This window comes from Paenibacillus thalictri (assembly GCF_004307995.1).
GTDB classification, from domain to species: domain Bacteria; phylum Bacillota; class Bacilli; order Paenibacillales; family NBRC-103111; genus Paenibacillus_AF; species Paenibacillus_AF thalictri.
The window spans coordinates 13,911-40,214 of sequence record NZ_SIRE01000029.1 but is presented as its reverse complement, the minus strand read 5'-3'; the positions used below and the strand labels follow the sequence as shown (position 1 = coordinate 40,214).

23 protein-coding genes are annotated in these 26,304 nt (G+C 49.5%); all 23 read left to right on the top strand.

The window, feature by feature from the left end; all coding sequences use genetic code 11:
- Positions 1 to 4: 4 nt before the first annotated feature.
- The 23 genes from EYB31_RS31955 to EYB31_RS31845 all read left to right on the top strand — a co-directional run bounded on the left by EYB31_RS31955 (position 5) and on the right by EYB31_RS31845 (position 26,134).
- Complete coding sequence (locus tag EYB31_RS31955) at positions 5 to 1,021, top strand: Gfo/Idh/MocA family protein (RefSeq protein WP_131017636.1); 1,017 nt, start codon at positions 5 to 7, stop codon at positions 1,019 to 1,021.
- A 31-nt stretch (positions 1,022 to 1,052) separates the two neighbouring features.
- Positions 1,053 to 2,189: a DegT/DnrJ/EryC1/StrS family aminotransferase gene (locus EYB31_RS31950; RefSeq protein ID WP_240763102.1), complete on the top strand. Its 1,137-nt coding sequence runs from the start codon at positions 1,053 to 1,055 to the stop codon at positions 2,187 to 2,189.
- Positions 2,186 to 3,529 (top strand): nucleotide sugar dehydrogenase, encoded by a 1,344-nt coding sequence (locus tag EYB31_RS31945; protein WP_131017563.1) that lies wholly within the window; start codon positions 2,186 to 2,188, stop codon positions 3,527 to 3,529. The genes EYB31_RS31950 and EYB31_RS31945 overlap by 4 nt, the downstream gene beginning before the upstream one ends.
- Positions 3,530 to 3,545: 16 nt before the next feature.
- A complete protein-coding gene (locus tag EYB31_RS31940; protein WP_165452721.1) occupies positions 3,546 to 4,859 on the top strand; it encodes a lipopolysaccharide biosynthesis protein in 1,314 nt (437 codons plus the stop codon).
- A 14-nt stretch (positions 4,860 to 4,873) separates the two neighbouring features.
- Complete coding sequence (locus EYB31_RS31935) at positions 4,874 to 6,205, top strand: O-antigen ligase family protein (protein ID WP_131017561.1); 1,332 nt, start codon at positions 4,874 to 4,876, stop codon at positions 6,203 to 6,205.
- On the top strand, positions 6,186 to 7,376 hold the full coding sequence (locus tag EYB31_RS31930) for a glycosyltransferase family 4 protein (protein WP_131017560.1): 1,191 nt from the start codon (positions 6,186 to 6,188) through the stop codon (positions 7,374 to 7,376). Before EYB31_RS31935 ends, EYB31_RS31930 begins: the two co-directional genes overlap by 20 nt.
- Before the next feature lie 4 nt (positions 7,377 to 7,380).
- Entirely contained in the window at positions 7,381 to 8,568 is a 1,188-nt protein-coding gene (locus EYB31_RS31925; RefSeq protein WP_131017559.1) for a DegT/DnrJ/EryC1/StrS family aminotransferase, read from the top strand.
- A gap of 20 nt (positions 8,569 to 8,588) precedes the next feature.
- Entirely contained in the window at positions 8,589 to 9,812 is a 1,224-nt protein-coding gene (locus EYB31_RS31920) for a glycosyltransferase family 4 protein (protein ID WP_131017558.1), read from the top strand.
- 41 nt (positions 9,813 to 9,853) lie between these two features.
- Positions 9,854 to 10,585, top strand: a complete 732-nt coding sequence (locus EYB31_RS31915) for an acyltransferase (protein ID WP_240763100.1) — start codon at positions 9,854 to 9,856, stop codon at positions 10,583 to 10,585.
- A 1-nt stretch (position 10,586) separates the two neighbouring features.
- Positions 10,587 to 11,840 carry a glycosyltransferase family 4 protein gene (locus EYB31_RS31910; RefSeq protein ID WP_165452720.1) on the top strand — a complete coding sequence of 418 codons (1,254 nt, stop codon included), beginning with the start codon at positions 10,587 to 10,589 and terminating at the stop codon, positions 11,838 to 11,840.
- 24 nt (positions 11,841 to 11,864) lie between these two features.
- A complete protein-coding gene (gene wecB, locus EYB31_RS31905; protein ID WP_131017556.1) occupies positions 11,865 to 12,995 on the top strand; it encodes a non-hydrolyzing UDP-N-acetylglucosamine 2-epimerase in 1,131 nt (376 codons plus the stop codon).
- Complete coding sequence (locus EYB31_RS31900; RefSeq protein ID WP_131017555.1) at positions 12,980 to 13,780, top strand: hypothetical protein; 801 nt, start codon at positions 12,980 to 12,982, stop codon at positions 13,778 to 13,780. Before wecB ends, EYB31_RS31900 begins: the two co-directional genes overlap by 16 nt.
- A complete protein-coding gene (locus EYB31_RS31895; RefSeq protein ID WP_131017554.1) occupies positions 13,777 to 14,406 on the top strand; it encodes a sugar transferase in 630 nt (209 codons plus the stop codon). Before EYB31_RS31900 ends, EYB31_RS31895 begins: the two co-directional genes overlap by 4 nt.
- Positions 14,378 to 15,169, top strand: coding sequence for a methionyl-tRNA formyltransferase (locus tag EYB31_RS31890; protein WP_131017553.1), 792 nt, complete (start codon positions 14,378 to 14,380; stop codon positions 15,167 to 15,169). Before EYB31_RS31895 ends, EYB31_RS31890 begins: the two co-directional genes overlap by 29 nt.
- Before the next feature lie 33 nt (positions 15,170 to 15,202).
- On the top strand, positions 15,203 to 16,255 hold the full coding sequence (locus EYB31_RS31885; RefSeq protein WP_131017552.1) for a lipid II:glycine glycyltransferase FemX: 1,053 nt from the start codon (positions 15,203 to 15,205) through the stop codon (positions 16,253 to 16,255).
- 25 nt (positions 16,256 to 16,280) lie between these two features.
- The gene (locus EYB31_RS31880; RefSeq protein ID WP_131017551.1) at positions 16,281 to 17,447 is read left to right on the top strand and encodes an aminotransferase class I/II-fold pyridoxal phosphate-dependent enzyme; all 1,167 of its coding nucleotides are present in this window, start codon (positions 16,281 to 16,283) and stop codon (positions 17,445 to 17,447) included.
- A gap of 16 nt (positions 17,448 to 17,463) precedes the next feature.
- Positions 17,464 to 17,646, top strand: coding sequence for a hypothetical protein (locus tag EYB31_RS31875; protein ID WP_131017550.1), 183 nt, complete (start codon positions 17,464 to 17,466; stop codon positions 17,644 to 17,646).
- 23 nt (positions 17,647 to 17,669) lie between these two features.
- Entirely contained in the window at positions 17,670 to 18,749 is a 1,080-nt protein-coding gene (locus tag EYB31_RS31870) for a polysaccharide deacetylase family protein (RefSeq protein ID WP_165452719.1), read from the top strand.
- Positions 18,750 to 18,791: 42 nt separating this feature from the next.
- The gene (locus tag EYB31_RS31865) at positions 18,792 to 19,778 is read left to right on the top strand and encodes a methionyl-tRNA formyltransferase (RefSeq protein ID WP_131017548.1); all 987 of its coding nucleotides are present in this window, start codon (positions 18,792 to 18,794) and stop codon (positions 19,776 to 19,778) included.
- Positions 19,762 to 20,457 carry a PIG-L deacetylase family protein gene (locus EYB31_RS31860; RefSeq protein WP_131017547.1) on the top strand — a complete coding sequence of 232 codons (696 nt, stop codon included), beginning with the start codon at positions 19,762 to 19,764 and terminating at the stop codon, positions 20,455 to 20,457. The genes EYB31_RS31865 and EYB31_RS31860 overlap by 17 nt, the downstream gene beginning before the upstream one ends.
- Positions 20,438 to 21,109, top strand: coding sequence for a sugar transferase (locus tag EYB31_RS31855; protein ID WP_131017546.1), 672 nt, complete (start codon positions 20,438 to 20,440; stop codon positions 21,107 to 21,109). Before EYB31_RS31860 ends, EYB31_RS31855 begins: the two co-directional genes overlap by 20 nt.
- A gap of 116 nt (positions 21,110 to 21,225) precedes the next feature.
- Positions 21,226 to 24,957 (top strand): S-layer homology domain-containing protein, encoded by a 3,732-nt coding sequence (locus EYB31_RS31850; protein WP_165452718.1) that lies wholly within the window; start codon positions 21,226 to 21,228, stop codon positions 24,955 to 24,957.
- A gap of 19 nt (positions 24,958 to 24,976) precedes the next feature.
- Positions 24,977 to 26,134: an acyltransferase family protein gene (locus EYB31_RS31845; protein ID WP_131017544.1), complete on the top strand. Its 1,158-nt coding sequence runs from the start codon at positions 24,977 to 24,979 to the stop codon at positions 26,132 to 26,134.
- Positions 26,135 to 26,304: the final 170 nt, after the last annotated feature.

Sequence of the window (26,304 nt, the reverse complement as noted above, 5' to 3'; positions counted from 1 at the left end):
GGACATGATTCAATTTGCCATCGTAGGCTGCGGCCATATCGCTGCAAAACATGTAGAAGCGATTCAATCGGTTAGTGGTGCGAATCTTCATACCGTCTGTGATACAAATCGTAACAATTTGCTGCAATTCGTCGAGCTGTACGGAGTCCCGCAATGGACGACCAGCTTTGAAGACATCTTGAATGATCCAACCGTTGATGTCGTGTCGATTTGCACGCCAAGCGGTACCCATGCCCATCTGGCGATTCAAGCCGCACAGGCGGGGAAACACGTAGTTGTGGAGAAACCGATGGCTTTGAGTCTGGAAGATGCGGATGCGATGATTCGGGCTTGCCGCAAACATCATGTGAAGCTCACCGTGGTGCATCCGAACCGGTTTCGCCCCGCTGTGATGGAACTGCAGCAGGCGGTTAAACAAGGTTTGTTCGGAAAATTCAGCCACATCAATTCGACGGTTCGCTGGAACCGGGGCCAAGGGTATTACGATACGGCGTCCTGGAGAGGGACAAAGCTGATGGATGGCGGGGTTTTGATGAACCAGGCCATTCATAGCATGGATCTGCTGTTATGGCTTATGGGACCGATTCATAACGTGCAGGCTTACACGGCTACTATGCTGCGAAATATTGAATGCGAAGATGTAGCGGTGGCGCTGCTTAATTTTGAAAACGGAGCGGTGGGCCTCGTGGAAGCGGCAACGACGATTTACCCCAAAAATTACGAAGAATCGATCAGCTTATTCGGAGAGACGGGAAGCGCCGTGATCGGCGGACCCACGGCCAATTGGATCAAACATTGGACATTTGAAGGAATGTCCAAAGAAGATGCCGATTCCTTGATCCAACGTGTTAACGAAGATCCGTTTGGCATACCCGGCCATCAGCATATTGTCGCCGATATGGTGGAAGCTATTGTACACGACAGGCCACCGGTCATTACCGGGGAAGACGGCCGCAACGCTCTGAAGCTGGTTCTCGATATTTATCAAGCTGCTGAACATTATAAAAGCACGGTTGTTTAATCATTTAGTTGAAGAAAGGAACGAAGTTTCCATGAGCCAAATGACAATGAGGAATATCCCTTTAATGGATGCCAAAGCACAATACAATGCACTCAAAGACGAAATTCGCCCCGCACTCGACGAGGTGCTGGAAAGCGGGAACTATATCATGGGCCCGGCGGTACACCGTTTGGAGCAAGCCGTCGCCAAGTATTGCGATGTCAAACATGCAATCGGGGTCGCCAACGGCACGGATGCGCTCCTGCTCACGCTGGATGCGCTCGGAATAGGTCCGGGGGACGAAGTCATCACAACGCCGTTTACGTTTTTTGCAACGGCCGAGGCGGTTTCCCAGTTGGGCGGAACGCCGGTTTTTATCGATATCGAGCCGGATACTTACAATATGGATGTATCCAAAATCGAAGCGGCCATTACTGACAAAACAAAAGCGATCATCCCGGTTCATATATTCGGTCATCCGGTCCATATGGATCCATTGATGGCAATCGCGGAAAAATACGGGCTTCACGTCATCGAAGATGCTTGCCAGGCGATGGGCTCCGAGTATCGGGAGAAGCGGGCAGGGTCCATCGGAACGGCCGGATGTTTCTCCTTTTTCCCAACCAAAAATTTGGGAGGTTTCGGGGACGGCGGTATGGTCATTACAAACGATGACGAGCTTGCCCGAAAAATTCGTATTCTTCGCGTACACGGCAGCAGCCCCAAATATTATCATTCAATGATCGGTTATAACAGCAGGCTTGACTCGCTTCAGGCGGCGATGATTGAAGTGAAACTTCCCTATCTCGACGGATGGAATGCAAGCCGCCGGGAAAAAGCGGAAATATACCGCCAAGGCCTCCAAGGACTCCCGCTGCAGCTGCCGGCCGAAACCGATTATGCCTATGCCATTTATCATCTATACATTATTAAAACGGATGAAAGAACAAAGCTGATGGAGTATTTGAACGAACACGGTATTTCGTCAGGGATCTACTACCCGGTTCCGCTGCACCTGCAGGAGGTTTATCGTGGGTTGGGTTATGAAGAAGGGTGTATGCCGGAAGCGGAGAAGGCGGCGGACGGCACGATGGCATTGCCTTTATATCCCGAAATGAGCGGAGAAGACCAGCAATATGTCATTGAAATCGTTCGTCGTTTTTATGCAGAGAGGGGAGAAATGGTATGAGTATTTTGGAAATCAGTATTTCGAATTCGCCGCTGGCGGAGAAACTTATCAATAAATTTTACACAAAATCTGCTGTAATTGGGGTTATCGGTCTTGGGTATGTAGGTTTGCCGCTTGCTGTAGAAAAAGCAAAAGCCGGCTTTACCGTCATCGGTTTCGATGTGCAGGCGAGCAAGGTTGATATGGTCAATCAAGGGATCAACTATATCGGGGATGTCATCGATGAAGATTTGCAAACGATCGTTACTGCGGGGAACCTGAGAGCCACTTCGGACTTTAGCTTCATTAATGAGGTGGATGCCGTTACGATCTGCGTACCGACTCCGCTCGATATTTATCAGCAGCCGGATACCAGCTATGTGGAAGATTCGGCCAGAACGATATCCCGTTACTTGAGGCCCGGAATGCTGGTCGTGTTGGAAAGCACGACGTATCCGGGCACAACGGAAGAACTGGTCAAGTCGATCCTGGAGCAATCCGGTTTGACATGCGGGATCGATTTCTTCCTGGCGTATTCCCCGGAACGGGTAGACCCCGGCAATAAGCAGTTTAACACGAAAAACACACCAAAGATCGTAGGCGGGGTTTCGCCCAATTGTACTAAGGTAGCCGCTACGATGTACAGAACGGTATTGGATGGGGACGTACACGAGGTGGGAAGTCCGGCGGTTGCGGAGATGGAGAAAATACTGGAGAACACGTTCCGCAATATCAACATCGCCTTAGCCAACGAGATGGCCATCTTATGCAACCGGATGGGAATCAACGTCTGGGAAGTGATTGATGCCGCCAAAACGAAACCTTACGGATTTATGGCGTTTTATCCCGGTCCGGGACTCGGCGGTCATTGCATCCCGATCGATCCGTTTTATTTAACCTGGAAGGCGAGAGAATACAATTACCACACCCGGCTGATTGAACTGGCGGGCGAGATCAATAACAGCATGCCTGAATTTGTAGTGGAACGGGCCAGCCAGATTCTGAACGAAGAGCGCAAATCGTTAAACGGCTCGCAGGTGTATATTTTGGGTCTGGCTTATAAGAAGGATATCGATGATCATCGGGAGTCGCCGGTATTCCGGATCATTCATGAACTGGAGAAGAGAGGGGCAAGCGTCATATTCAGCGATCCTCATATTCCTTCCTGCCGGCATGATGGGCGGATGTATGAGGCGGCGGCATTAACTGCGGAGCATCTGGAACAGTCGGATTTGGTTCTCATTGCAACGGATCACACACTGTTTGATTTCGAGCTTGTCGGGCAGAAGGCCAACATCATCTTCGATACGAGAAACGCAATGAAGGGGAAACATGTTGCCAATAAATATTATCGGCTATAGAAGGATACAGAACCGCGTGAAATCCCTGATTAAGGGACCGCTGATCAGGAAGGTGCTGGTGCTGGTCAGCGGAACGGTTCTGGCGCAAGGCATACAAATATTGGCTTCGCCCCTTCTAACCCGATTGTACAACCCAACGGAATTCGGATATTTATCCGTGTACATCTCCATCCTTGGGATGGTATCCGTTGTCGCGTCGCTGAGATACGATACAGCGATTACGTTGCCAAAGGACGACAAGCTTGCGGCGAACCTGCTGGTGCTCTCTTTAATCATCGCCGCTATGATGAGTTTTCTGATGGGTGCGGGCTGGTATGCGGTCGGGGATAAACTTGTCGGTTACCTTCACGCCGAGGGGCTGAAAGGATATCTGTGGCTGATGCCGCTCAGCTTGTTTGGTCTCGGTTTATATCAAACCTTAAGCTTCTGGGCACTGCGGCGAAAAGATTATAAAGCACTTGCCAGAACTAGAATCAGCCAAAGTGTTGGCCAGCTCGCCATTCAAACGGGAGTCGGATTTCTTCAGTACGGTCAGATCGGTCTTTTGCTGGGAGATGTGTTTTCTCGAATGGGCGGCGGCGGCGGCTTAGCGGTTCAGCTTTGGAAAAAAGATCTGCAGCTGCTCAAAACGGTCACATGGAAAAAACTCGCACAGACAGCGTATGAATATCGCGGGTTTCCGCTGATTGCCAGCAGCTCGGCTTTTATCAACAGCGCAGGGCTGCAAATCGTGCCGTTGATGATGGTATTGATGTATGGGCCGGAGGTTTCCGGATGGCTGCTTTTGAGTCAACGGGTCATCGGAGCGCCCATGGACTTGGTCGGACAGTCGGTAGGGCAGGTATACATCGGGGAGGGCTCCCCGTATATTTTGGAAAAACCGCGGTCCCTCATGGAGTTGTTTTACAGCATGGCCAAAAAGCTGTTTGCATGGGGAGTGATCCCTACCGCCGTTCTTGCCGTATCCGCTCCTTGGCTGTTCCATTTTGTTTTCGGCGGAGACTGGCGGGAAGCGGGAACCTACGTGCAGGTGCTTGCCGTAACTTATTTGCTTAAACTCGTCATTGTTCCGCTGGCCAATACGCTGACCATGCTGGAGAAACTGAAATGGCAATGGTTCTGGGACATCGGCAGATTTATATTGGTTGTCAGCGGGCTGGAATTAGCCTATCAATTGCGGTTTTCAGCGCTGCAGGCTGTGGTAGTTTATTCTGCTTGCTTATCGATTGGCTACGTCAGTTTGTTTGTTTTATCGGCTGCAGCTTTGAAAAGACATGTTTCGAGAAGTGAAAATGAACTTTCGAAAGCACTAATGCCCGATCCCGAATAAGAAAAGAGGATTGAATGATGTCGTTAGTCACAGCGGGAAAACTGGAGCTTAAGTACCTCGAATCAGCCAAATCCGGCTCTCTTCTGCAAAAATGGCTGCACGGATTAAGTTCAACCGTGTTTTCCTTCGAAACGGCTTTCATGCTGTTTGTGTTTGCCGGCATATTTAAGGCCGACCCGAGGTTCTCATGGTTTCCTATCGATATAACCTTGTTGTTCTTTTTTATCAGCTTTGCGGCAGCCTGCAAAATATGGCTGGAACGGAAGCTGATGATCGACAAGGGCGGATTCAAGATCGTGCTGCTTCATATGTTTTTTGCCGCTTATGCCATCGCCAGCTTATGGTGGACGCCGGGACCCGGGTATTCCACGACAAAAGCGTTTGAGGTCGCTACGATTCTTCCTTGGACGCTGGCCGGCACTTCATTAATCATCGCGCAGGATCCTGCACGAATGAGAAGATTCCTAACCGTATTTTTCCTGTTCTCCATATGGATCGCGATCGAAAGTCATATATCGATTAGAAATACAGCAATGTACTGGGACATTAGAGCATTAAACGGAAGTTACCTTGGCCTGGGACGTGTGGTTGGAGCGGGTGCGCTTGTCCTTCTCGGCTACATCCTGTTTTGCAAAAATCATCTGCTGGTCAAAGTGCTTGGCTTGGGGGCTTTCGGTTATTACATGTATGTGCTCCTGAACCTCGGCGGCCGGGGACCTTTTCTGGCTACCATACTGGGTACGATGCTGCCGGCGCTGTTTGCTTTCAAGTTATCCTCAGCGGGCTTCAAGGTTCGCGGTTACCTGCTTCTGATTGTCGCCATATTGGTTGCTTGTATCGGAGTGGTCGGATACCTCATCATCACGGACGAAGAAACCCAGACGTTGTATAGGATGACTTTTTTATTTGGCGGCAACGGGGATATGGGGAGTTCAGCGGACACAAGGGCCGAATATTACGAGGATTCAATCATGTACTGGGAAAACAAACCCATTTTGGGCTACGGAATCGGCGCTTTCCCGTTGTTTTACGGCATGTCCTCCGCTATGAGGCTTTACCCTCATAATTTGTTCGCTGAAATTTTAGTTGAAATGGGACTCGTCGGGTTACTGCTTTTTTTGGCCGTGTTTGTTTCTTCCATTCGCTACATGTTCCCGCTCAGCAATCTGACCCGGCATTTCCCAAAGCTAATTGTGGTTATGCTGCTGCTAAATACATTCTTTAATGCACAGGTAACCGGAGATTTGCTGGATAATCGATTTTTCTTCTGTATGCTGGGTTTGCTTCCTTTCCTGAGAATTCCCATTAACAAAGGAGAGTCTAGTCATGAGAAAGGTTCGGTCTAAACCCAAAGTATGCATCATGACATCCGTTCACCAGCCGTATGACATCCGGATCTTTTATAAACAAGCCAGAAGTTTGGCCGCGGCGGGATACGATGTGAATCTCATAGCACAGAAACAAGAGAATACCGAAGAGGAGGTCGATGGAGTCCGCTTCATTCCGGTACCGAAATCAAAAAACCGTGTGGAGCGGATCAGCAAAACGGTGTGGCAGGTATTCAGCAAAGCGGTGAAGCAGAAGGCGGACATATACCATTTCCATGATCCGGAGCTGCTGCCGGCAGGCATAATGCTTAAGTTATTAGGAAAAAAGGTCATTTACGACATTCATGAAAACGTAGCGGAACAAATTCAAAATAAACAATGGGTACCTTGCCGGCGGCTGATCAGCCGCATGTACAGATTGCTGGAATTAACGGTATGCCGGCTGTTCCCGTTAGTGTTGGCGGAGGCGTCCTACGACAAATTATATCCTGCAAGCTGGAAAAAAACGGTGGTTCAAAATTTTGCCGAGCTGGCGCTTTTTCCCGAGCGGTCGAGCGTTGCGAAACAAGCCAATTCCCTCGTGTACATTGGCGGCGTTACAAGGCTGAGGGGGATCAGCGTAGTTCTCGAAGCGCTGCATCTTCTGAAACAGCAACGGATTGACTTTCACTTCGATTGTATCGGACCTGCCGCAGGCGAGTACCGTAACGAGCTGGAGCGGCAATGCGCCGACTATGGATTAACGAAACAGGTGACCTTCCATGGACATATGAAGGCGGCGGAGGCGTACCGGATCGTTCAGAAATCCTCCATCGGTCTTGCGGTTTTGCAGCCCGATCCGAATTACTTCGAATCGTTTCCGACAAAAATGTTCGAATATATGGCTTTGCGGATCCCGTTTATCACCTCGAATTTTCCGCTTTATGTCAAGACGGTTGAAGCTACGGGCAGCGGGGTGGCGGTGGATCCGCAAAACCCGGCCATGCTGGCGCAGACCATTCGATATATGCTGGAGCATCCGATGGAACTGAAGGAAATGGGTGAAAAGGGAAGAGCGGCGGTCGAGGCAACTTACAACTGGTCGCGCGAAGAAAGCAAGCTGCTTCAGCTTTACGATGACCTACTGGCGGGTTCTGTAAAAAGCGTGAACAAGGTTAACAAAATCAAAAACCTAGAGGAAAGTAGATGAGCCAATGAACAGTTCGGTACAAAGCAATGTAATCGAGAAAAAAATGAATATCCCTTATGCGCTGCCCCTGGTTGGGGAAGAGGAAATTGCGGAGGTCGTTGCGTCGCTAACGTCTAACTGGCTGAGCCGGGGACCGAAAACGATGGAATTTGAAGGGCTTTTCGCAAAGTATGTACAAAGCCCGCATGCTTTGGGGTTAAACTCGTGCACGGCCGGCCTGCATCTTGCCCAATTGGCGCTTGGCATCGGGGCTGGGGACGAAGTCATTACGACGCCGTATACGTTTGTTTCGACCGCCAATACGATCATACAATGCGGGGCCAAGCCGGTATTTGTCGATATCGACCCTGTCACAATGAATATCAATCCGAATTTGTTGGAACAAGCGATCACACCGCGAACGAAAGCGATCATTCCGGTACATTTTGCCGGCTATCCATGTGATATGGATCCCATTCTCGATATTGCCAGAAGGCATAATCTGAAGGTTATCGAAGATGCGGCGCATGCGGTCCATACGCAATACAGGGGAAGGATGGTCGGAAGCATCGGGGATATTACCTGCTTCAGCTTTTATGCCACCAAAAATTTAACGACCGGCGAAGGCGGGATGATTACGCTGAACGATCCCGAGCTTGCCGACCGGATTCGGGTCATGAGCTTGCACGGCATGAGTAAGAATGCCTGGAATCGTTATTCGGACAAAGGTTCCTGGTTCTACGAAGTCGAATATGCGGGATTTAAATATAACATGACGGATATTCAAGCCGCCTTGGGCATTACCCAGCTTCGCCGGTTGGTTAATATGCAGGAGACACGCGAAGCATATGCCAAAATATACAACGAAGCTTTTGCGCATAACGATACGTTAATTTTGCCGCATGATTCGGCCGAACACCGGCACGCCTGGCATCTGTACGTCATTCGCTTAAAGGAACATATGGTCAACATCACCCGAAGCGAAATGATTGAATTGCTGAAAGAAGCAGGAATCGGAACAAGCGTACATTTTATACCGGTGCCTCAGCATCCTTATTATCGCAGATTGGGCTACCGCCTTGAAGACTACCCGGAATGCATGGCTGCTTATGAAGCGGAGATTTCACTTCCTTTATATCCAAGCATGTCGGAGGAAGAAATCCGATACGTGATTGAACAGGTCAACCGGATTACTGCGGAAAATCGCAAATAGGGGAAAAAGGATCCTTGTCTATGAATATATTGCTTATTAACCATTATGCAGGTTCGGTTAAACACGGTATGGAATATCGTCCTTATTATATGGCCCGCAAATGGACGGAGCTTGGCCATAAGGTGACGATTGTCGCCGCATCCCATTCCCATTTGCGCACACAGGCTCCACGGTTGGACGGCCCCATCACCCGTGAGGTAGTGGACGGAATCACATACATATGGCTGAAGACGCCGGGTTATGAAGGGAACGGGGCCAAACGCGTACTCAATATGTTTGCTTTTGTATCCAAGCTGCTGCAATACGGATCCAGGTTGTCATCGCAATTGAAGCCCCATGTGGTGATCGCTTCGTCGACCTATCCCTTGGACGTAATTCCCGCCAAAAAAATAGCGGATAAAGCCGGAGCCAAGCTGATGTTCGAGGTCCATGATTTATGGCCGCTGACGCCGATCGAACTCGGCGGAATTTCTCCGAAGCATCCTTTTATGATGCTGCTTCAATGGGCGGAAAATTACGCATACCGGGTATCGGATAAAGTCGTTTCCATGCTGCCGAAGGCGGACAGCCATATGGTCGCGCATGGGATGCTTCCGGATAAGTTTTCCTATGTGCCCAACGGAATTAATACGGAAGAATGGGACGCAGCCGAGAAGATCCCGGAAGACCACAATACGATGTTAAAGCAGCTGCGGGCAGACGGGAATTTTATTATTGGTTATGTAGGCTCACACGGACTGGCGAATGCGCTGGACTATTTCATTCAGGCAGCCCCGTTACTTCGGACCTTGCCGGTTAAGCTGGTGATGGTCGGCAAAGGACCGGATAAAGCGAAGCTGCAGGAGCTGGCGGAAAAACTGGGAGCGGACAATGTGATCTTCCTGCCTCCGGTTCCGAAAAAATCGGTGCCCCAGTTATTAAGCCGCATGGATGCGCTGTATATCGGTTTTAAACGGACGGCGCTTTATCGGTTTGGGGTAAGTCCGAATAAACTGATGGATTATATGATGGCCGGCAAGCCTATTATTAACGCGTTGGAAGCGGGGAACGACCCGGTTAAGGAAAGCGGCGGCGGAATCAGCATCCCTCCGGAGGATCCGGCAGCGATCGAACGGGCGGTGCGCCAGCTTCTGGACTTAAGCGAATATGAGCGCAGAAAACTGGGCCAACAGGCCAAAAAGTATGTTTTGCAGCGGCATGATTATAATGTGCTCGCGAAAAAATTCGCCGATTTAATGGGGTGACGGCATTGGAAGACAAAGTAAAGTTGTGGGAGTGGGTACTTATGGAGCAGCAAAAAATGAACGAGCATGTGGTCATGGGGGAACACGTCGTCATCGGGATGAACGTCAGCATCGGGGAAAATGTGACGATCGGCCACCATGTCGTTATTTATGAAGGCACAAAGATCGGGAACAACGTCACCATCCAAGATCATGCGATTATCGGCAAGCAGCCGGCAAAGGCCAAAAACTCGATATTAAAGCAACCCAAAGCCGCGCTTCCCTCTGCGGTAATCGGCAGCGGCTGCACGATCGGCAGTTCTTCCATTATTTACGCCGGGGCCGTTCTGGAAAATGACGTGTTTGTCGCCGACTTGGCCACCATCCGCGAACGTGTCACCGTGGGTGAACGTACGATTGTCGGTCGCGGCGTTTCCATTGAAAATGACTGCAAGGTCGGTTCGAGGTGCAAGCTGGAAACGAATTGTTATATTACCGCTTACTCCAGCCTAGGGGACTTCGTGTTCGTAGCTCCTTGTGTTGTGACGAGCAATGACAATTACATGGGCCGGACTCAAGAACGTTTTGCCCATATGAAGGGTGTCACGTTGAAAAACGGAGCAAGAATCGGAGCCAACGCCATTACGCTGCCTGGTATCGTGGTGGAGGAAGACGGGGCGGTCGCGGCGGGCAGCGTCGTCAGCAGGGACGTGAAAGCGGGAGAACTGGTGCTCGGCGTGCCCGCCAGGAAGCTGCGTAATGTCCCCGAGGAGCAGCTGCTCAGGAGCCAATAAGATGTCCGCGAAAATTTGGATATTAAACCACTACGCAACGGCAAAAGGCACCAGCACCCGGCATTTCGATATCGCTAAAGAACTGGCTGGAAAAGGATACGACGTGACGATATGCGCTTCCTCGTTCGAGCACATTACCCGGCAGGAGAAAAAAGAATACCGAAACGGCTATTCGCTTGTGGAAACACATGACGGAGTAAAGTTTATTTGGCTGAAGACGACGGCTTACCGGAATAACGGGCTGCGACGAGTGATGAACATGCTCACTTATTCCTACAGGGCTTACATGGGGCTTAAGAAAACCGGGGAATCTCCGGATTTCATCATCGGTTCCTTGATGCATCCTTTCGCGGCGCTGGTCGGTTGTTTGCTGGCCAAACGGTACGGCTGCAAATTTTATTTTGAGGAAAGAGACTTATGGCCGCAAACGTTAATCGATTTGGGGAAAGTTTCCCGCTCGAATCCGGTAGTATGGCTGCTAAGCAAGCTGGAGCTTTATTTATACCGGAATGCCGACCGGATCATCGTTTTGTTCGAGCATGCGGTGGGTTACGTTCAGGGAAAAGGCATAGATCCGTGTAAAATCGTCCACATTCCCAACGGAATCGATTTGGCGAGGCACGACCGGCACTCCGGCAAGCTGCCGGCGGAATATGAGCTGTGGTTCCGGCAGCATGCGGGAAAATATATCGCCGCATATACCGGTGCTCACGGTTTAGCCAACAATCTGGACGCCGTATTGGATGCGGCCAAGATCACAAAAGAGGGAAATGAGCAAATCCACTATTTGTTGATCGGAGACGGTCCTGAAAAGGAGCGTTTGACGGAGCGCAAGAGACGGGAGCATTTGACGAATGTTACGTTGATGCCACCCGTTCCGAAGGAGCAGATTCCCGCTATTTTGCAGCAGGTGCATGTGGGGCTGCTGCCGCTGAAAGATTCGCCCGTGTTTAAATGGGGGATTAGCCCGAATAAATTGTACGACTATATGGCATCAAGGCTTCCCGTCATTTTGCTTTGCGATACGGAAAACAGCGACATCGAACGTTCAGGGGGCGGAGTTGTGATCAAAGAGCAATTTCCCGTTCATTTGGCCGGCAAACTTATCGAGTTTGCCGCAAACCCGGAGGGAACAAAGCGAATGGGCCAGGCGGCAAGGGAATATGTCGTGAGTCATCATTCATGGAATATCTTATCGGAAACATTGCTTTCGGCGGTGCGGGAAGACGGAACGGCGCTTACCCGGGGGCTTTGAACCACTGTAGAAAGAGGGAGTTTCGTGCGAAAAATCGTATCGGTTATCGGGACCCGCCCTCAATACGTGAAAGCGGCTGCGGTTTCACGTGAATTGCGCAAACAGTTTCATGAGGTGCTGGTGGATACGGGGCAGCATTACGATTACAAGATGGCGGGAGTTTTCTTTGAAGAGTTGGAACTGCCAAGACCGGATTACAATCTGGGGGTTGGGTCTGGAACCCATGGAAAGCAAACGGCAGCTATGATATCCGGATTAGAAGAGCTGCTCATAAAGGAATGCCCCGATGGAGTGCTCGTTTACGGAGATACCAATTCCACATTGGCAGGAGCATTAGTAGCATCCAAATTACATATCCCCCTCTTTCATATTGAAGCGGGGTTGCGAAGCTTTAACCCGAAGATGCCTGAGGAAATTAATCGAAAGCTGACGGATCACATCTCGGACGTTTTATTTGCTCCTACCGATACGGCTGTGCGAAATCTTCGCAGCGAAGGAATTACCCGCAATGTGCTGCAGGTGGGTGATGTGATGTTGGATGCGGTAAATTATTATTGGTCCAGATCGAAAGATGCGTATACGCCCGAGACGTTTGGTTTGGTCCGGGAAGAATACTATCTGGCGACTATCCACAGGGCGGAAAATACAGATGATCCTATACGGCTGAAAGCAATAGTGGAGGCTTTCATTAAGCTGGAGACGCCCCTGCTGCTTCCGCTTCATCCCAGAACGTTGAACCGGCTGCAAACAATGGGGCTTGCGGCTGAACTGGCCCAATCGCCGCATATTCGCTTGATCGAGCCGGTTTCCTATTTGGCGATGCTGCAGCTGGAACGTCACGCCAAAGGCATTATTACCGATTCCGGCGGAGTGCAGAAGGAAGCTTATTTTGCCGGGGTGCCCTGCTTTACGCTTCGTTCGGAAACCGAATGGACAGAAACGCTGTCAGGGGGCTGGAACGTTTTGGTCGACCCGCTGCGGGATGATTTATCGGCGATTGTCGCTCGAAGCGGAATTCCGGCTGTAAAATCGGACGTTTATGGAGACGGCCGGGCGACGCGGGATATTGTCGACCATATGCTGGAATGGTACGAAGGGTATCCTTTATCCAAACAAGTTAGTCTAGGAGGACGTTTTGCATGTTGGCTTCAATAAGAAACCGAATTTATTCCGATTTCTTTCTTCCGTCCCGGTTAAATGAATACCGGGAAATGCTGCTCACTGCGCAGAATCGCGGCTACGAGATGCATTCCATCCGATCGTTTTGGCGGCTCATCCAAGCGGGAGGCGTTCGGCCGGAGCAAAAATATTTTATCAACCGTCATGATATCGACACGGATTTATCCGTAACAAGGTGCATGTGGGAGATTGAGCAGGAGCTCGGAGTTCCGGCATCTTATTATTTCCGGTTGTCCACACTGGACTTCGAACTGATGAAGGAGATTGAAGCCGGAGGGAGCGAAGCGAGCTACCATTACGAGGAAATCGCTTCGGATGCCAAGTTGCGCGGATATAAATCCAAGGAAGCTGTAAACGTCCATATGGGCAGAATTCAGAGATTATTTGCCGACAATTTAATTCATTTACGGCGGTCAACAGGATTGCCTATGGAGATTGTAGCTTCACACGGGGACTTTGTGAACCGGATCCTTGGCCTCAGCAACCATGCCTTGCTGCAGAACAAAGCTTTGAGAGAGAGCTTAGGCATCGAATTGGAAGTGTACGATGATTCGTTTATGAAATATGTAACCAGCCGCCACTCGGATATGATTTATCCGAAATTTTACAAGCCGACATCACCGTTTGACGCGATTCAGGGCGGGCAGCACGTGATTTACTTCCTTTCCCACCCCAGACACTGGAGGGCGAATCCGAAGGAGAATTTGCTGGACGACATCAACCGGGTATGGGAAGGCGTCCGGTACAAGGTAAACCTATGAAGCGTATATTCGATTTTGTCGCGGCGGTCACCCTGCTGATTGTATTTGGTCCTGTCATGATTGCTGTCGCTTTGCTGATTTACTGGAAGATCGGCGCTCCGGTTTTGTTCAGGCAAATGCGCCCCGGACTGCATATGAAACCTTTCTGGATTTATAAATTCCGCACCATGACGGAACAAAGGGATTCTCGCGGCGAGCTGCTTCCCGATGAAGCTCGGCTTACCCGCCTTGGGTTGTTTCTGCGGCGCTTGAGTCTGGATGAACTGCCGCAGTTATTTAACGTGTTATTGGGGGAGATGAGTTTGGTTGGACCTAGGCCTTTGCTGATGCGGTATATTCCGTATTTCACCGAAAGGGAAAAAAGCCGCTTTTCCATCAGGCCGGGAATTACTGGACTTGCGCAAATATCGGGCAGAAATCAGCTGCCGTGGAGCATCAGGCTGGAGATGGATGCAGATTACGTAGAGAGATGGTCCTTCGCGCTGGATATGGAAATTTTGGCGAAATCCCTTTTGAAAGTATGCAGACGTGAAAATGTTGCCGATTATCCGAGTCTTGAGCTGCAGGATTTGGATATCGAAAGGGGAGGTTCGAGACATGCCGCAAAAACCGCAAACGGAGCATGAACGGGAGACCTCGGTTATTTTATTCGGATCATTAGGTGTAGCGGTTGATTGCCTGGAATGGCTGCTGGGGCAGCCCGGCTTGCGTGTGCTTGGAGTCGTCTGCACCAGAGCCCCGAAGTCGGTTTGGCGCAGAACCGTAAGCGACAGAGATATGCAGGACGTCGCGCCAACTCTTGGAGTCCCGCTGTTGACGATGGACGATGTGTTGTCGATGAACGCCGACATCGGTTTAAGCGTGAGGTTTCACCACATTTTAAGAGCTTCTCACCTGAGCCGCTTTCGGCTGGGAGTAGTCAACTTACACGGGGCACCCTTACCGGAAATGAGGGGATCGATGTGCGACGCTATGGCGATAGTAGAGGGCCGGAATCATTACGGCACTACGCTGCATTGGATGGACTGCGGCATAGATACCGGAGACATTCTTGCCGAGCGGCGTTTCCCGATCGGTCCGGACGATACCGTGTTTGATTTGTTTGAACAAAGCAACCGGTTTGGGCTTGAACTCATCCAGGCTCATCTTCTTCGCATTATATCGGGGGACCTCCAAGGCCGACCGCAGCAGCAGCTTACGGATGAACAAGATCTGCATTGCCTAACGTACACTTCCAAGGAAGTGCTGAAGTACAAAGCGATCCATCCTGGCCTGTGCCAGGAGCAATTGTGGAACCGGGTAAGGGCGTTTCAATTTCCCGGCCACGAACCTGCATATTTTGTCACTCCATCTGGGAAAATTTATTGTTCCATGTCTGCTCACAAATAAGGTGAAAAGTTAGGGAGGAGCTCTGAACGTATCATGTTTAACGAATCTCGCATTGTCCATAACAGCGGAGAATGGAATGAGTATATCGGTCAAATTCCCGATGCGGACATCTACTTTACACCCGAGTACTGCAAAATTTACGAAAAAAATGGAGAAGGGCAAGCTCAAATGTTTGTTTACCGGGAAGGAAACGATTTCGTTTGTTATCCTTTTCTGCTGCGGAAGGTGGGTGACCTGCCCGCTGTTCGGCAGCTTGACTTAAGAGAAGATTTATATGATATAACGACGCCTTACGGGTATGGCGGACCCATTACGAATGTAAAAGAGACAGGGAAAAGACAAGACTTATTCCGAAGATTTTCAAAGGCGTTTGCGGAAGCTTGCGGGGAATTACGGATCATCGCGGAATTCGTCCGGTTTCACCCGGTTCTGCAAAATCATCGCGACTATACTGCCGTCGAACCGGCTTTCAATAGAAACACCATACATATCGATCTGACAGCAAGCGAATCGGAAATTCAAGGCAGGTACAGCCGGGATAACCGCAACCGGATCCGAAAAGCTCTGAAGGAAGGACTTACCGTAAAGCATTCGCCTATAAACGAGATCGATTCGCTGTTAAGTCTTTATTACAAGACGATGGATAAAAAACAAGCAAGCGATTACTACTACTTCCCCCGCAGCTTTTTTCACGATACGATAGCCGATCTGAACGGTCATATCGAACTTATCGAAATTAGGCTTGGTGATCAGACGATTGCTTCATGTTTGTTCATGCATTACAACCAGTTTGTCCATTATCACTTGATGGGGTCCGATAAAGATTATCTTAGGCTGGCTCCCATTAATCTGCTTGTGCATCATGCCGCGATATGGGCCAAATCGAGAGGATACCGGTATTTGCATTTGGGTGGGGGATCATCGGGGAACGACAATTTATATCGCTTTAAAAAAAGCTTTGACGAAACAGAGGCAAATGATTTTTACACAGGCAAAATGGTAAGGAATCCAGAGGCATATCAGTATATCGTCGAACGGCTTGGCATAGAAGAACAAGGAAGCTATTTTCCAGTTTATCGCGTGTAAATAAACAATGCTAGGAGAGTTGGGGATGACCAGTACGAATAATCGGATTTATCTATCTCCGCCCCATATGGGGAAGCATGAGTGGGGATTCATAGAGGAAGCCTTCGAAACGAACTGGATTTCATCTGTGGGTCCTAATGTCAACCTGTTCGAACAAGAAATGGCTGAATATGTCGGTGCGGAAGGAGCGGTGGCTCTTTGTTCGTGCACAGCGGCCATCCATTTGTCATTGCGTTTGTTGAATGTCGGCCCGGGTGATTTGGTATTCTGCTCATCGTTGACGTTTATCGCCAGTGCCAACCCGATATTGTACGAAGGCGCTGAACCTGTGTTTATCGATTCGGAGCCGGCATCTTGGAATATGTCGCCCATTGCGCTGGAAAGAGCGCTGCAAGACGCCTTACGCAACGGGAAACGCCCTAAAGCGGTAATTGTAGTTAATATTTACGGGCAAAGTGCGGATATGCGGCCCATATTGGAGCTGTGCAGCCGTTACGATGTGCCGGTGATCGAGGATGCGGCGGAGTCGCTGGGTGCCACCTATAACGGCAAAGCAAGCGGCACATTCGGAAAATTCGGAGCTTATTCGTTCAGCGGGAACAAAATTATTACAACTTCGGGTGGGGGAATGCTGATTTCGAATGATCTCGAAGCGCTGGAGCGTGCCCGATTTTTGGCGACGCAAGCCAGAGATCCGGCTAAATATTATCAGCACAGCCAATTGGGCTACAACTACCGTCTCAGCAATGTTCTGGCAGGGATCGGAAGAGGACAACTTCAGGTTTTGGAGGAACGGGTTCAGGCCCGAAGGCATGTGTTTGCTACATATTACAAACATCTGTCTTCGATTCCCGGTCTTGAATTCATGCCGGAGATGTCTTATGGCCGTTCGAACCGTTGGCTGACTTCGTTAACGATTGACCCTGCAAAGGCCGGGTTTACCGCTTGTCAAGTCGTCGAGGCGCTGGAAGAACGTAATGTCGAGTCCCGCCCGGTTTGGAAGCCATTGCATATGCAGCCGTTATACGAACGTTATCCATACTACCCTCACAAGGAGAACGAACACGTTGCCGAAAGGTTGTTTCGAACAGGCATCTGTTTGCCTTCTGGCTCCAACTTAACGGATAACGAGATGTTCCGGATTATCGATTGCATAACGAGCATGGTAAAGATAACGAGTTCTCGTAAATAAGAGGGAGTTGGAAACGATGCTGGCGAATTTGACACCGGGGGATTTGCTGGAGGTGTTGGAGGATTTTATACAAAACGTACACAGCGGGCAGCATCCTCATGCAGGGAGTAATGTGAGGCCTTATATAGAAGAACTCATCGATAAATTGCTTGAACATGATGTTACGAAAAGGAACATTTCGCTTCAAAAACTTAGTTGAAAAGATACATAATGTATCATATAATGAAGTTAATACAAATCAAAGGAAGTGTATACCCCGATGGGGCGATTATGAAAATGGCCGAATATTTTGTAAAATTCCGCGGGCTGCAATCGGTTCTTCACAAAATACATCACCGAAACATTCGCATGGTCTGTTATCACATGGTTAAGGATGTTTCAACAAGCTATTATCCGCCGAATATTACAACAGACGTTTTTCGCGAGCAAATACGTTATTTGAAAAACAACTACGAGATTATTTCCGTTAAGGAAGCTTTGGAGAGGATTAAACAAGGAGATAAGCTGCACCGTGCTTTGTCCATCACAACCGACGACGGATTTGCCGAAGATTACTCGGTAACAGCGCCTATTCTTGCCGAAGAAAAAGTAACCGCCACATTTTTTGTAACAAGCAATTGTTTAGACAACAAGCAGCTGATGTGGAGAAATAAGGTCATGCATATTCAAAACAAGCTGGAGCCGGCCAAACTTTACAGTATGATGAACCGCTTGGCAAGGGAATTTCGACTGGCCGCTCCGGCGGGCACTAAAGATTTGCTTACATGGAGTTATTTCGATTGGAGTATGCAGCACAAGGAAATGTTAAGCGACAGGCTTTGGGAGATGGCCGGGCTTGAACCGATTTCCGAATGGCTGACGGAAAACCGGCCTTATTTAACGGTTGGGCAGATTAAGGAACTTCAACATAACGGCTTTCATATCGGTGCGCATACGAAAACCCATCCGTTTTGCGATCGTTTGAGTTACGCAGAATTAAAAGAGGAAGTACTAGGTTCCATAGATCATTTAAGCTCGACACTGCAAAGTAACATCGACGTTCTGGCTTATCCGTTTGGCGCAAGGCCAACACATGAGATGGAGCAGCGGTTGATTAGGGAACATGCCGATAAAATATCCGGTCTTTTTGGATTGCAGTACAGTATTTCGAATAAAAGAAATCCATACGCTTGGGATCGGGATACAATGCCGGCCAACTATAACCAGAGCGTTTTGAAATTGAGCGTCATGGGAATTAAAAGGAAATTATTGAAAACAATCGGAATGCTCCATGCCGTATTTTTTGTCGCAAACATCGTATAACGCATTCAAACAATAATTACGTTAGATCAGGTTGGTGATGGTATGACATTGGTTAAACTTTCAAGGACATTACCTAGAATCGGCTGGATCGGATTTCATATGGAAGGCGTCCCCGCTTTTTGGGGTCTGCTGGAAGAAGGCATTCCGATACAAGCGTTTATTACGCTGCGTGAGGACTTGATGGCCAAACGAAGCGGCGGTTCCAATCGGTACAAGGCGCTTTGCAAGCGCTACCGGATCCCGTATTACGAGGTGGGCAACATTAACGATGAAGAATCGGTAGCTTTACTCCGAAGCTTGGACCTTGATGTCGTATTTGTTATCGGCTGGAGCCAAATTATACGTCGCGAGGCGCTTTCCAGCGTAAAGATCGGCATGATCGGCGCGCATGCTTCGCTTTTGCCTCATAATCGGGGAAGCGCTCCGATCAATTGGGCCATGATCAAGGGAGAGACGATCAGCGGCAATACGCTGATGTGGCTGAATGACGGCGTGGACGAAGGAGATATCATCGACCAGATGCCGTTTCCCATTACTTTATACGATACATGCGCCACTTTGTATGACAAAGTGGCGGAATCCAATCGGGTCATGATTACCCAATTGATTCCCCGCTTGAGCGAAGGCCGGAAAACCGGAGCCATTCAGTCTGATTGCGACGAGCCGGTATTGCCCCGCCGCCGGCCGCAGGACGGAGCAATTGACTGGAGTCAAAGCAGCAGGCAAATCTACAATTTCATTCGCGCATTAACCAAACCGTATCCGGGGGCGTTCAGTTCGCTGAACGGAAGGAAATGGACCATCTGGGGCTGTACGGAACTCCCAGCGCCTTGCGGGGCGGGGGCGAAGCCCGGCCAAATCGTCGGTCCGGTATATAGTCCTCAGCCTAGAAGCTGCGGATATGTGGTTGCTTGCGGGGAAGGTGCCGTCATTATCCATGAATTGGAGTCAGCGGACGGCGATGAGTTTACCGGCGGAAATGTACACGAACTTCAATTGGAGGGAATTTTTAATGAGCAATCTCGGTAGTCGCAGCAAAGGGGGAGTGCTTATCATCGCCGCCCATCCGGACGATGAGCTGCTTGGTTGCGGAGGAACGGTAGCTCTGTATACCAAGGCCGGAATTCCGGTGACAAGCGTTGTAGTATGTGAGGGAGAATCGCTGCGGTATGGAGCCGAAGGGGTCGGACAACGCGCGCATATGCGCGCTGCGGCGGATATTCTCGGAGTTAAAGATATCCGCCTTCTCGGTTTCCCGGACCAGAAGTTAGACAGCTTTACGTTGACCGATATCATTGAGCCGCTTGAACAAATCGTCGAAGAAATTCAGCCCCGAATCGTGCTGTGCCAATACGGCGGTGATATCAACCGGGATCATGAAATTTTGTTTAAAGCGATTCTGGTTGCTACGAGGCCAACGGAGACATGTATCGAAGCCGTATATGCTTTTGATACTGCAAGCAGCACGGAATGGGCGTATCCGCGTTCCTTCGTCCCGGACACGTGGGTGGATGTATCAAGCACACTTCAATTGAAATTAAATGCAATGGCTTGTTATAAAAGCGAGCTGCGCGAATACCCGCATCCCCGCTCGCTCAAGGCTTTGGAGAACAAGGCGCTGGCTTGGGGAAACCAATGCTGCATGGATGCCTCCGAGGTATTTATGACCGTCAGGAGGGTATGCCGCGATGGCCAAACGCCTCTTTGACGTAGGGGTTTCCACGGCAGTTTTAGTCATCTGCTTACCGCTTTTTTTATTGACCGCCATCGGGATTAAACTGACGAGCCCCGGTCCTGTTTATTACCGCGCTAAGCGTGTCGGCTTGAACGGCAAAATGTTCGTCATGCACAAATTTCGCTCGATGCATGTCCAGCAGGATCATCGGCGTACCCTGATCACCGCTGTCAAAGACGATCGCGTTTTTCCGCTTGGCAGATGGCTGCGCCGGCTTAAAATTGACGAACTGCCTCAGCTGTACGATGTGTTAAGGGGGGAAATGTCTTTAGTAGGGCCAAGGCCGGAAGATCCCGATATAGTCAAACGGCATTATTCGGAGGAGCAGCTTGCGACCTTGCGTGTCAGACCCGGCTTGACAAGCCCGGGAAGCTTGTACAATTACACCCACGGCCATCTTTATTTGTCGGATCACGATGTCGAGAAAACCTACGCCGAGAAACTTCTGCCGGTCAAACTCTCATTGGAAAATGTATATGTGAATCAGGCGGGGATCCTGTATGACCTTGCCATTATCGCACGCACCGTTTGGGTGATTGCAAATATGGCATGTGGCCGAAAACATTTTCAGAACCCGCCCGAAATGAGAAAAGCAACTTCAGGATCATTGCAGATCAGCGGTTAATGAAGAAATGACCCATCGCTCCTGTGCGAAACAGGAAAGATGGGTCTGTCTCGTCGTTTTTTCGATAGCCGGGATGGATATACTGCTAAGGCAGATTATTGCGGTGAAGAATTGGAGTGAAAGCTGTGTGGAATTACTTAATCCGAAGAAAAAGGTTTATCATCATGTCCATGCTGACCGTTTGCTTATTATTTTTACAGTGTAGTCCAATTTGGAGCCGCGATACCGCCACTTCCTCCGAAACCAAAAGCAGCGGAGGCAGCGTCAAAACAAGAAGCACCTATTATACCCCGGAAAAAGTTGCAGCCGCCAGGCAAAATGTGCAGCGGTACGATTGGGCGAAATCGATGCGTGATTCAGCGGTCGCGGCGGCAGATAAATACGTAAAGGCCGGCTACGAGTTTATTTGGAGCTCCATCACGACACAAAACGTGCCGCGGGCGTATGCCGTCAATCAGGAAGTAGGCAGTCCCGTATCAGGGAAAGCAGTCGATAAATTCGGTCCTTATCCGTATAAGCGGGATCACTTTCAAGATACATGGAAGCTGACCGATCCCGTCAGCGGATACAAGTTTCCGACAAACGACTTTCAGGCTTACTACAACAGCGGCCTGGACCAGCGCGGTAATTTTCAGCCTAAGCTTGCCGATAAAAGTCTGCTTGTGAACAAGCTTTATCCCGAAAAAGGGGAAAAGTGGGGCGTAGACGACGGCAACGGCTGGGTTGACGATAACGGAAACAAATATACGTTTGTCGCTTATTATAACCATTGGACCTTGTGGGATGACTTTGTCGCGGGAGGTCTCGTCTCGCTTCGCGATGCGTATTTGTATACCGGAGATAAACGTTATGCTTACGCAGGAATTGTGATGCTGGACCGTATCGCGGATGTATATCCCGATTTGGATATTTCCGCCTATAAATGGGAAGACGGATTTAAAAATGCCCACGGTTTTACCGGTCAGGGCAAAATGATGGGATCCATTATGGACGCTGAAGTAATGGGCGACATAGTCAGCAGCTATGACGCTTTTTTCCCGGAGATGGGGAACGATCAAGCCGATTTTGTATCCTTTCTCAGCAGTAAAGCGAAGCAATACGGGCTGGGCCCGCTCAAATCGACGGCGGACGGCATTAAAAAAAATATCGAGGACGGACTGCTGCGTCAAATATATCCTTCTGTACAAAAAGCGCAAACCGAAGGCAACTTTGCTTCCTATCAAAATGTGCTGATTATGGCGGCGGTTGTGCTGGATGATCCGGTTTTGAGCCGGCAAATGATCGATTTTGCGTTCAAAACGGGAGGGTTAGTCGAATCTAAGGACGGCACATGGAGCGTCACGGGAGGAGATATTAACCGGACCCTTATTCAAGTTGTCGATGAAGACGGGTACGGCAACGAATCGTCGGCGAATTATAATCGGATCTGGCTGACCAGCATGGCCAAACTGGCTGATGTGCTGGACGGTTACGACCGGGCCAAAGACTACGACCTATACAACAATGCCAAATTCAAAAAAATGTTCAGCGCGTTCGTTGAAATGACGATGGTCGGCAAATATACGGCCAATATCGGAGATTCGGGGTCGATCGGCAATCAGAAATTATTCCTCGACAAATCTGTCCTTGTGGAAGCTTTTCGCAGGTTTAGAGACCCTCTATTTGCTCAGGCGGCATATTTTCTAAACGGAAATTCGCTAAAAAGATTGCATGGCGATATATTTTCGGCCGATCCCGACTCGGTCATCAACGAGATTAGCCGCGTTATCGATGAGCAGGGCACGCTCCAGCTCAAAAGCGTAAACCAAACAGGTTATGGGCTTTCCGTGCTCAGAGACGGAGATACCGTCAGTCCTTCGCAAAAAGGGACGCCGGATTTGCAGCGGGATATCTGGATGTATTACGGCAGGAACAATACCGCGCATGCGCACAGCGACGCATTAAACCTAGGCATTCACGCATTCGGCTTGGACCTTGCTCCGGATATGGGTTATGTCACTTATGTGGATGAAAATCCATTGCGGCACTTGTGGGAAAGGAACACGATCAGCCATAACACGGTTGTCGTTAACGCTTCGGAACAAACGCGCAAATCGTGGGTCGGTGTACCGTATCATTTTGACGATACGGACCGTGTCAAATGGATGGATATCGCGGCGCCTAACGCTTATCCGAAGATCAGCCAATACCGCAGAACATCGGCCATGATCAAGATCGATGAGACGAACTCGTATATCGTCGACTTTTTCCGGGTTCAAGGGGGGGATGAACAGCTTTACAGTTTCCACGGGCTGGGAGGGACAGTAACAACAAACGGATTAAATTTGAACAAGCAATCCGGGGGGACTTATGCGGGCGAGCAGGTAGGTTATGCCGATTCCGGCTATAACAATAATTCGACAAGCGGTTATGACTATTTAACCGATGTATCACGCGACAGCAAGCCCCGCAGCGATTTTAGCGTGGATTGGAAAGTCGATAACGACAGCCGGGATGTTCATCTCAAGCTAACCATGTCCGGGGATTACAGCGAAGCCGCACTTGCGACAGGGGTACCGCCGCAGAACCGGACCGGCAACCCCGATCGTCTGAATTTCCTTCTGGTGAAGCGAAGCGGGAAAGATTTGGGCACCGTATTTACTTCCGTCATCGAACCGTATATGAAAAACAGCAGCATTCAATACATCGACGAGCTGCCCGTCACATCAGACGGTAAGGAAGTGTCCCGCATGGAAGCCAGGGCGATGAGAATCACATTATACAATGGCCGCACCGACTACGTGTTCAGTACATTAAATCCGGACAAAACGTATACCGTTTACAACAAGTTTGTTATCAAAGGGTATTTCGGCGTTTATTCGGAGGTTAACGGGAAGCCGGAGTACAGCTACATCGGAGACGGGGAGTTCATTAGCCCGGTAAGCGGATCCGGTTTAAAAAGCATTCGCAGCGCGCTGCAAGGAAAGGTAACCAGCTTCACGAAAGAGTTGTCCGACCGCAACAGCATGACTTTGGAGTTGACCGAAGCCGTTCCGCCGGAACTTAACGTCCAGTCGCTGGTCGGCAAATACATTTATGTGGACAACGATTACGGCAAACGGCCCGGACCGCAAGCGCGCAACGGCGCATATCGCATAGAAGGAATCGAAAGGACGGACGCCAGCCATTTGACCGTCAGCTTAGGAAATGTAACACTCATTCGCGAATGGAGCGACCCTAATGATTTCTCCAAAGGTTATAAATATAACATACAAGAGGGCCAGACGTTCAGAATTCCTCTGTCCGCGGAGAAATACGGAGTATCGTACACGGACGTGCCAAGTGATCATTGGGCTTATAACGTCATTGAGCAGTTGACCGATCGCCATATCGTAGAAGGCACAAGCGCCCGGCGTTTTTCGCCGGACCGGCAAATGACACGTGCTGAATTTTGCGCGCTGGTGACGAGAACGATGGGGCTGAAATCGGCATCCAAAGCGAAATTTACCGATGTGCCGGCAAGCTCCTGGTATTCCAGCGAGGTTGCAGCCGCTGCGGAGGCCGGAATCGTATCCGGAATGACGGATACTCGTTTCGAACCAAACGAGCAGGTCAAAAGACAGGAAATGGCCGCTATGCTGGTCAGAGCGTATTCCTATAAGAAAGGCTCCGCCGCGGCAGGTTCGGCAAACGGCAGCTTATTTAAGGATTTCCCGAAAGCGGATTCGTGGGCTCAGCCGTTTATACTCCAAGCTGCCGAACTAAAGCTGCTTCAAGGCAAGGATAGCGGAATGTTCGACCCGAAGGGATCTACTAGCAGGGCAGAGGGTGCCCAAGCGATGTTCAATTTGCTGGACAAATTAAAATGATCGATGAGGGGGAAAAAAGATGCAGGAAACTCGCACGAACCTCGCAAAAGACGCCAGGCCTGTAATTAACGAAGCCTTTGTCTTACGCAGTGTGGCTTGTCTCAGCATTTTGCTGCTCCATGCCGTTACCCGAACGGTTCCGGAAGGGCAGCACGCCGTTGACCTGCTGAAGCTGATGCTTACCTTCGGCACGCCGACCTTCGTATTTATTTCCGAGCTGATTTTATCTTTTTCTTATCCGGCCAGCACACCGAAAAGCTTCTGGAAGGGCAGACTGAAATATTTGCTGATGCCGTATATTTTGTTCGGCGCATTTTATGCGTTAGTGAAAGCCGTTGATGTGTCGATGAGCGAAAAAACGCCGTTATTGCTTAATTTCTTTCAATTTTTATGGAGGCATTTGCTGCTTGGGGAATATCATGGATATTTCATCCTGATTATTTTTCAATTTTACGTGCTTCATTTAGTATTTAACCGCTACGTGAGAGATCGTCTATCCTCTAAACTGGTCATACCTGCAGCACTTATTATTAATTTAGCGTATCTGGCTTTCTTCAACTTCGTAAAGGAGCCGCCTATCCCGTTTTCCTACTACATTTGGGATAAGCTTTACTGGTTTCCTTTTCCAGGCTGGCTTTTCTATTTTGCGGTAGCGTATTATGCAGGGAGAAATTATAAAGCTTTTTCACAAGCTTTATCCCGTTACGGCGGCTTGCTCTTGGCATTTGTCGTTCTTTCGGCGCTGGGGTTGTACGCCATGCTGCACTTCAATTACCTGACAGTCATTTCTTCTAAAAGATTGGATATGGTTTTCTTTACAACGGCCATGATTCTCGCCTTGTTTTGGTTATCTTCGCGGTTGAAGCAGCCGCCGCGTTTTCTTGTATGGATTAGCCGTTACTCGTTTGGCATTTATTTGATCCATCCGTTTTTTACCGCGATTTTGTTTAAAATGATGTCCAAATGGATGCCGATCGATAACCCGGTTATAAACATCGCCATTCTTTCGGCCGGTTCGCTGTTTGCTTCCATATTGGTTGTTAAAATGTTGCAGCCGATCCCGATCAGCCAATACGTCATCGGAAAAATCGGAGTAGGCACAAGCAAGAAGACGCCGCCGCCCGCTGCGCGGGTGGCTGTGCTTGAAGCGAACCAAGCAGATGGCGCACGGCCATAACCTTAGCAAGCGCAGTAGCAGTATGCAACCCGAACAGAAAGCCGTTTCCCTTATTGCCTGGGAAATGGCTTTTTGCATCTGCAGGCAATGGCAACGCCGGAAAATCAGGATGGATAATTGTAAATATTACTGTTAATATAAGAAGTGTTCGAGATGTCCAAAAACGATGC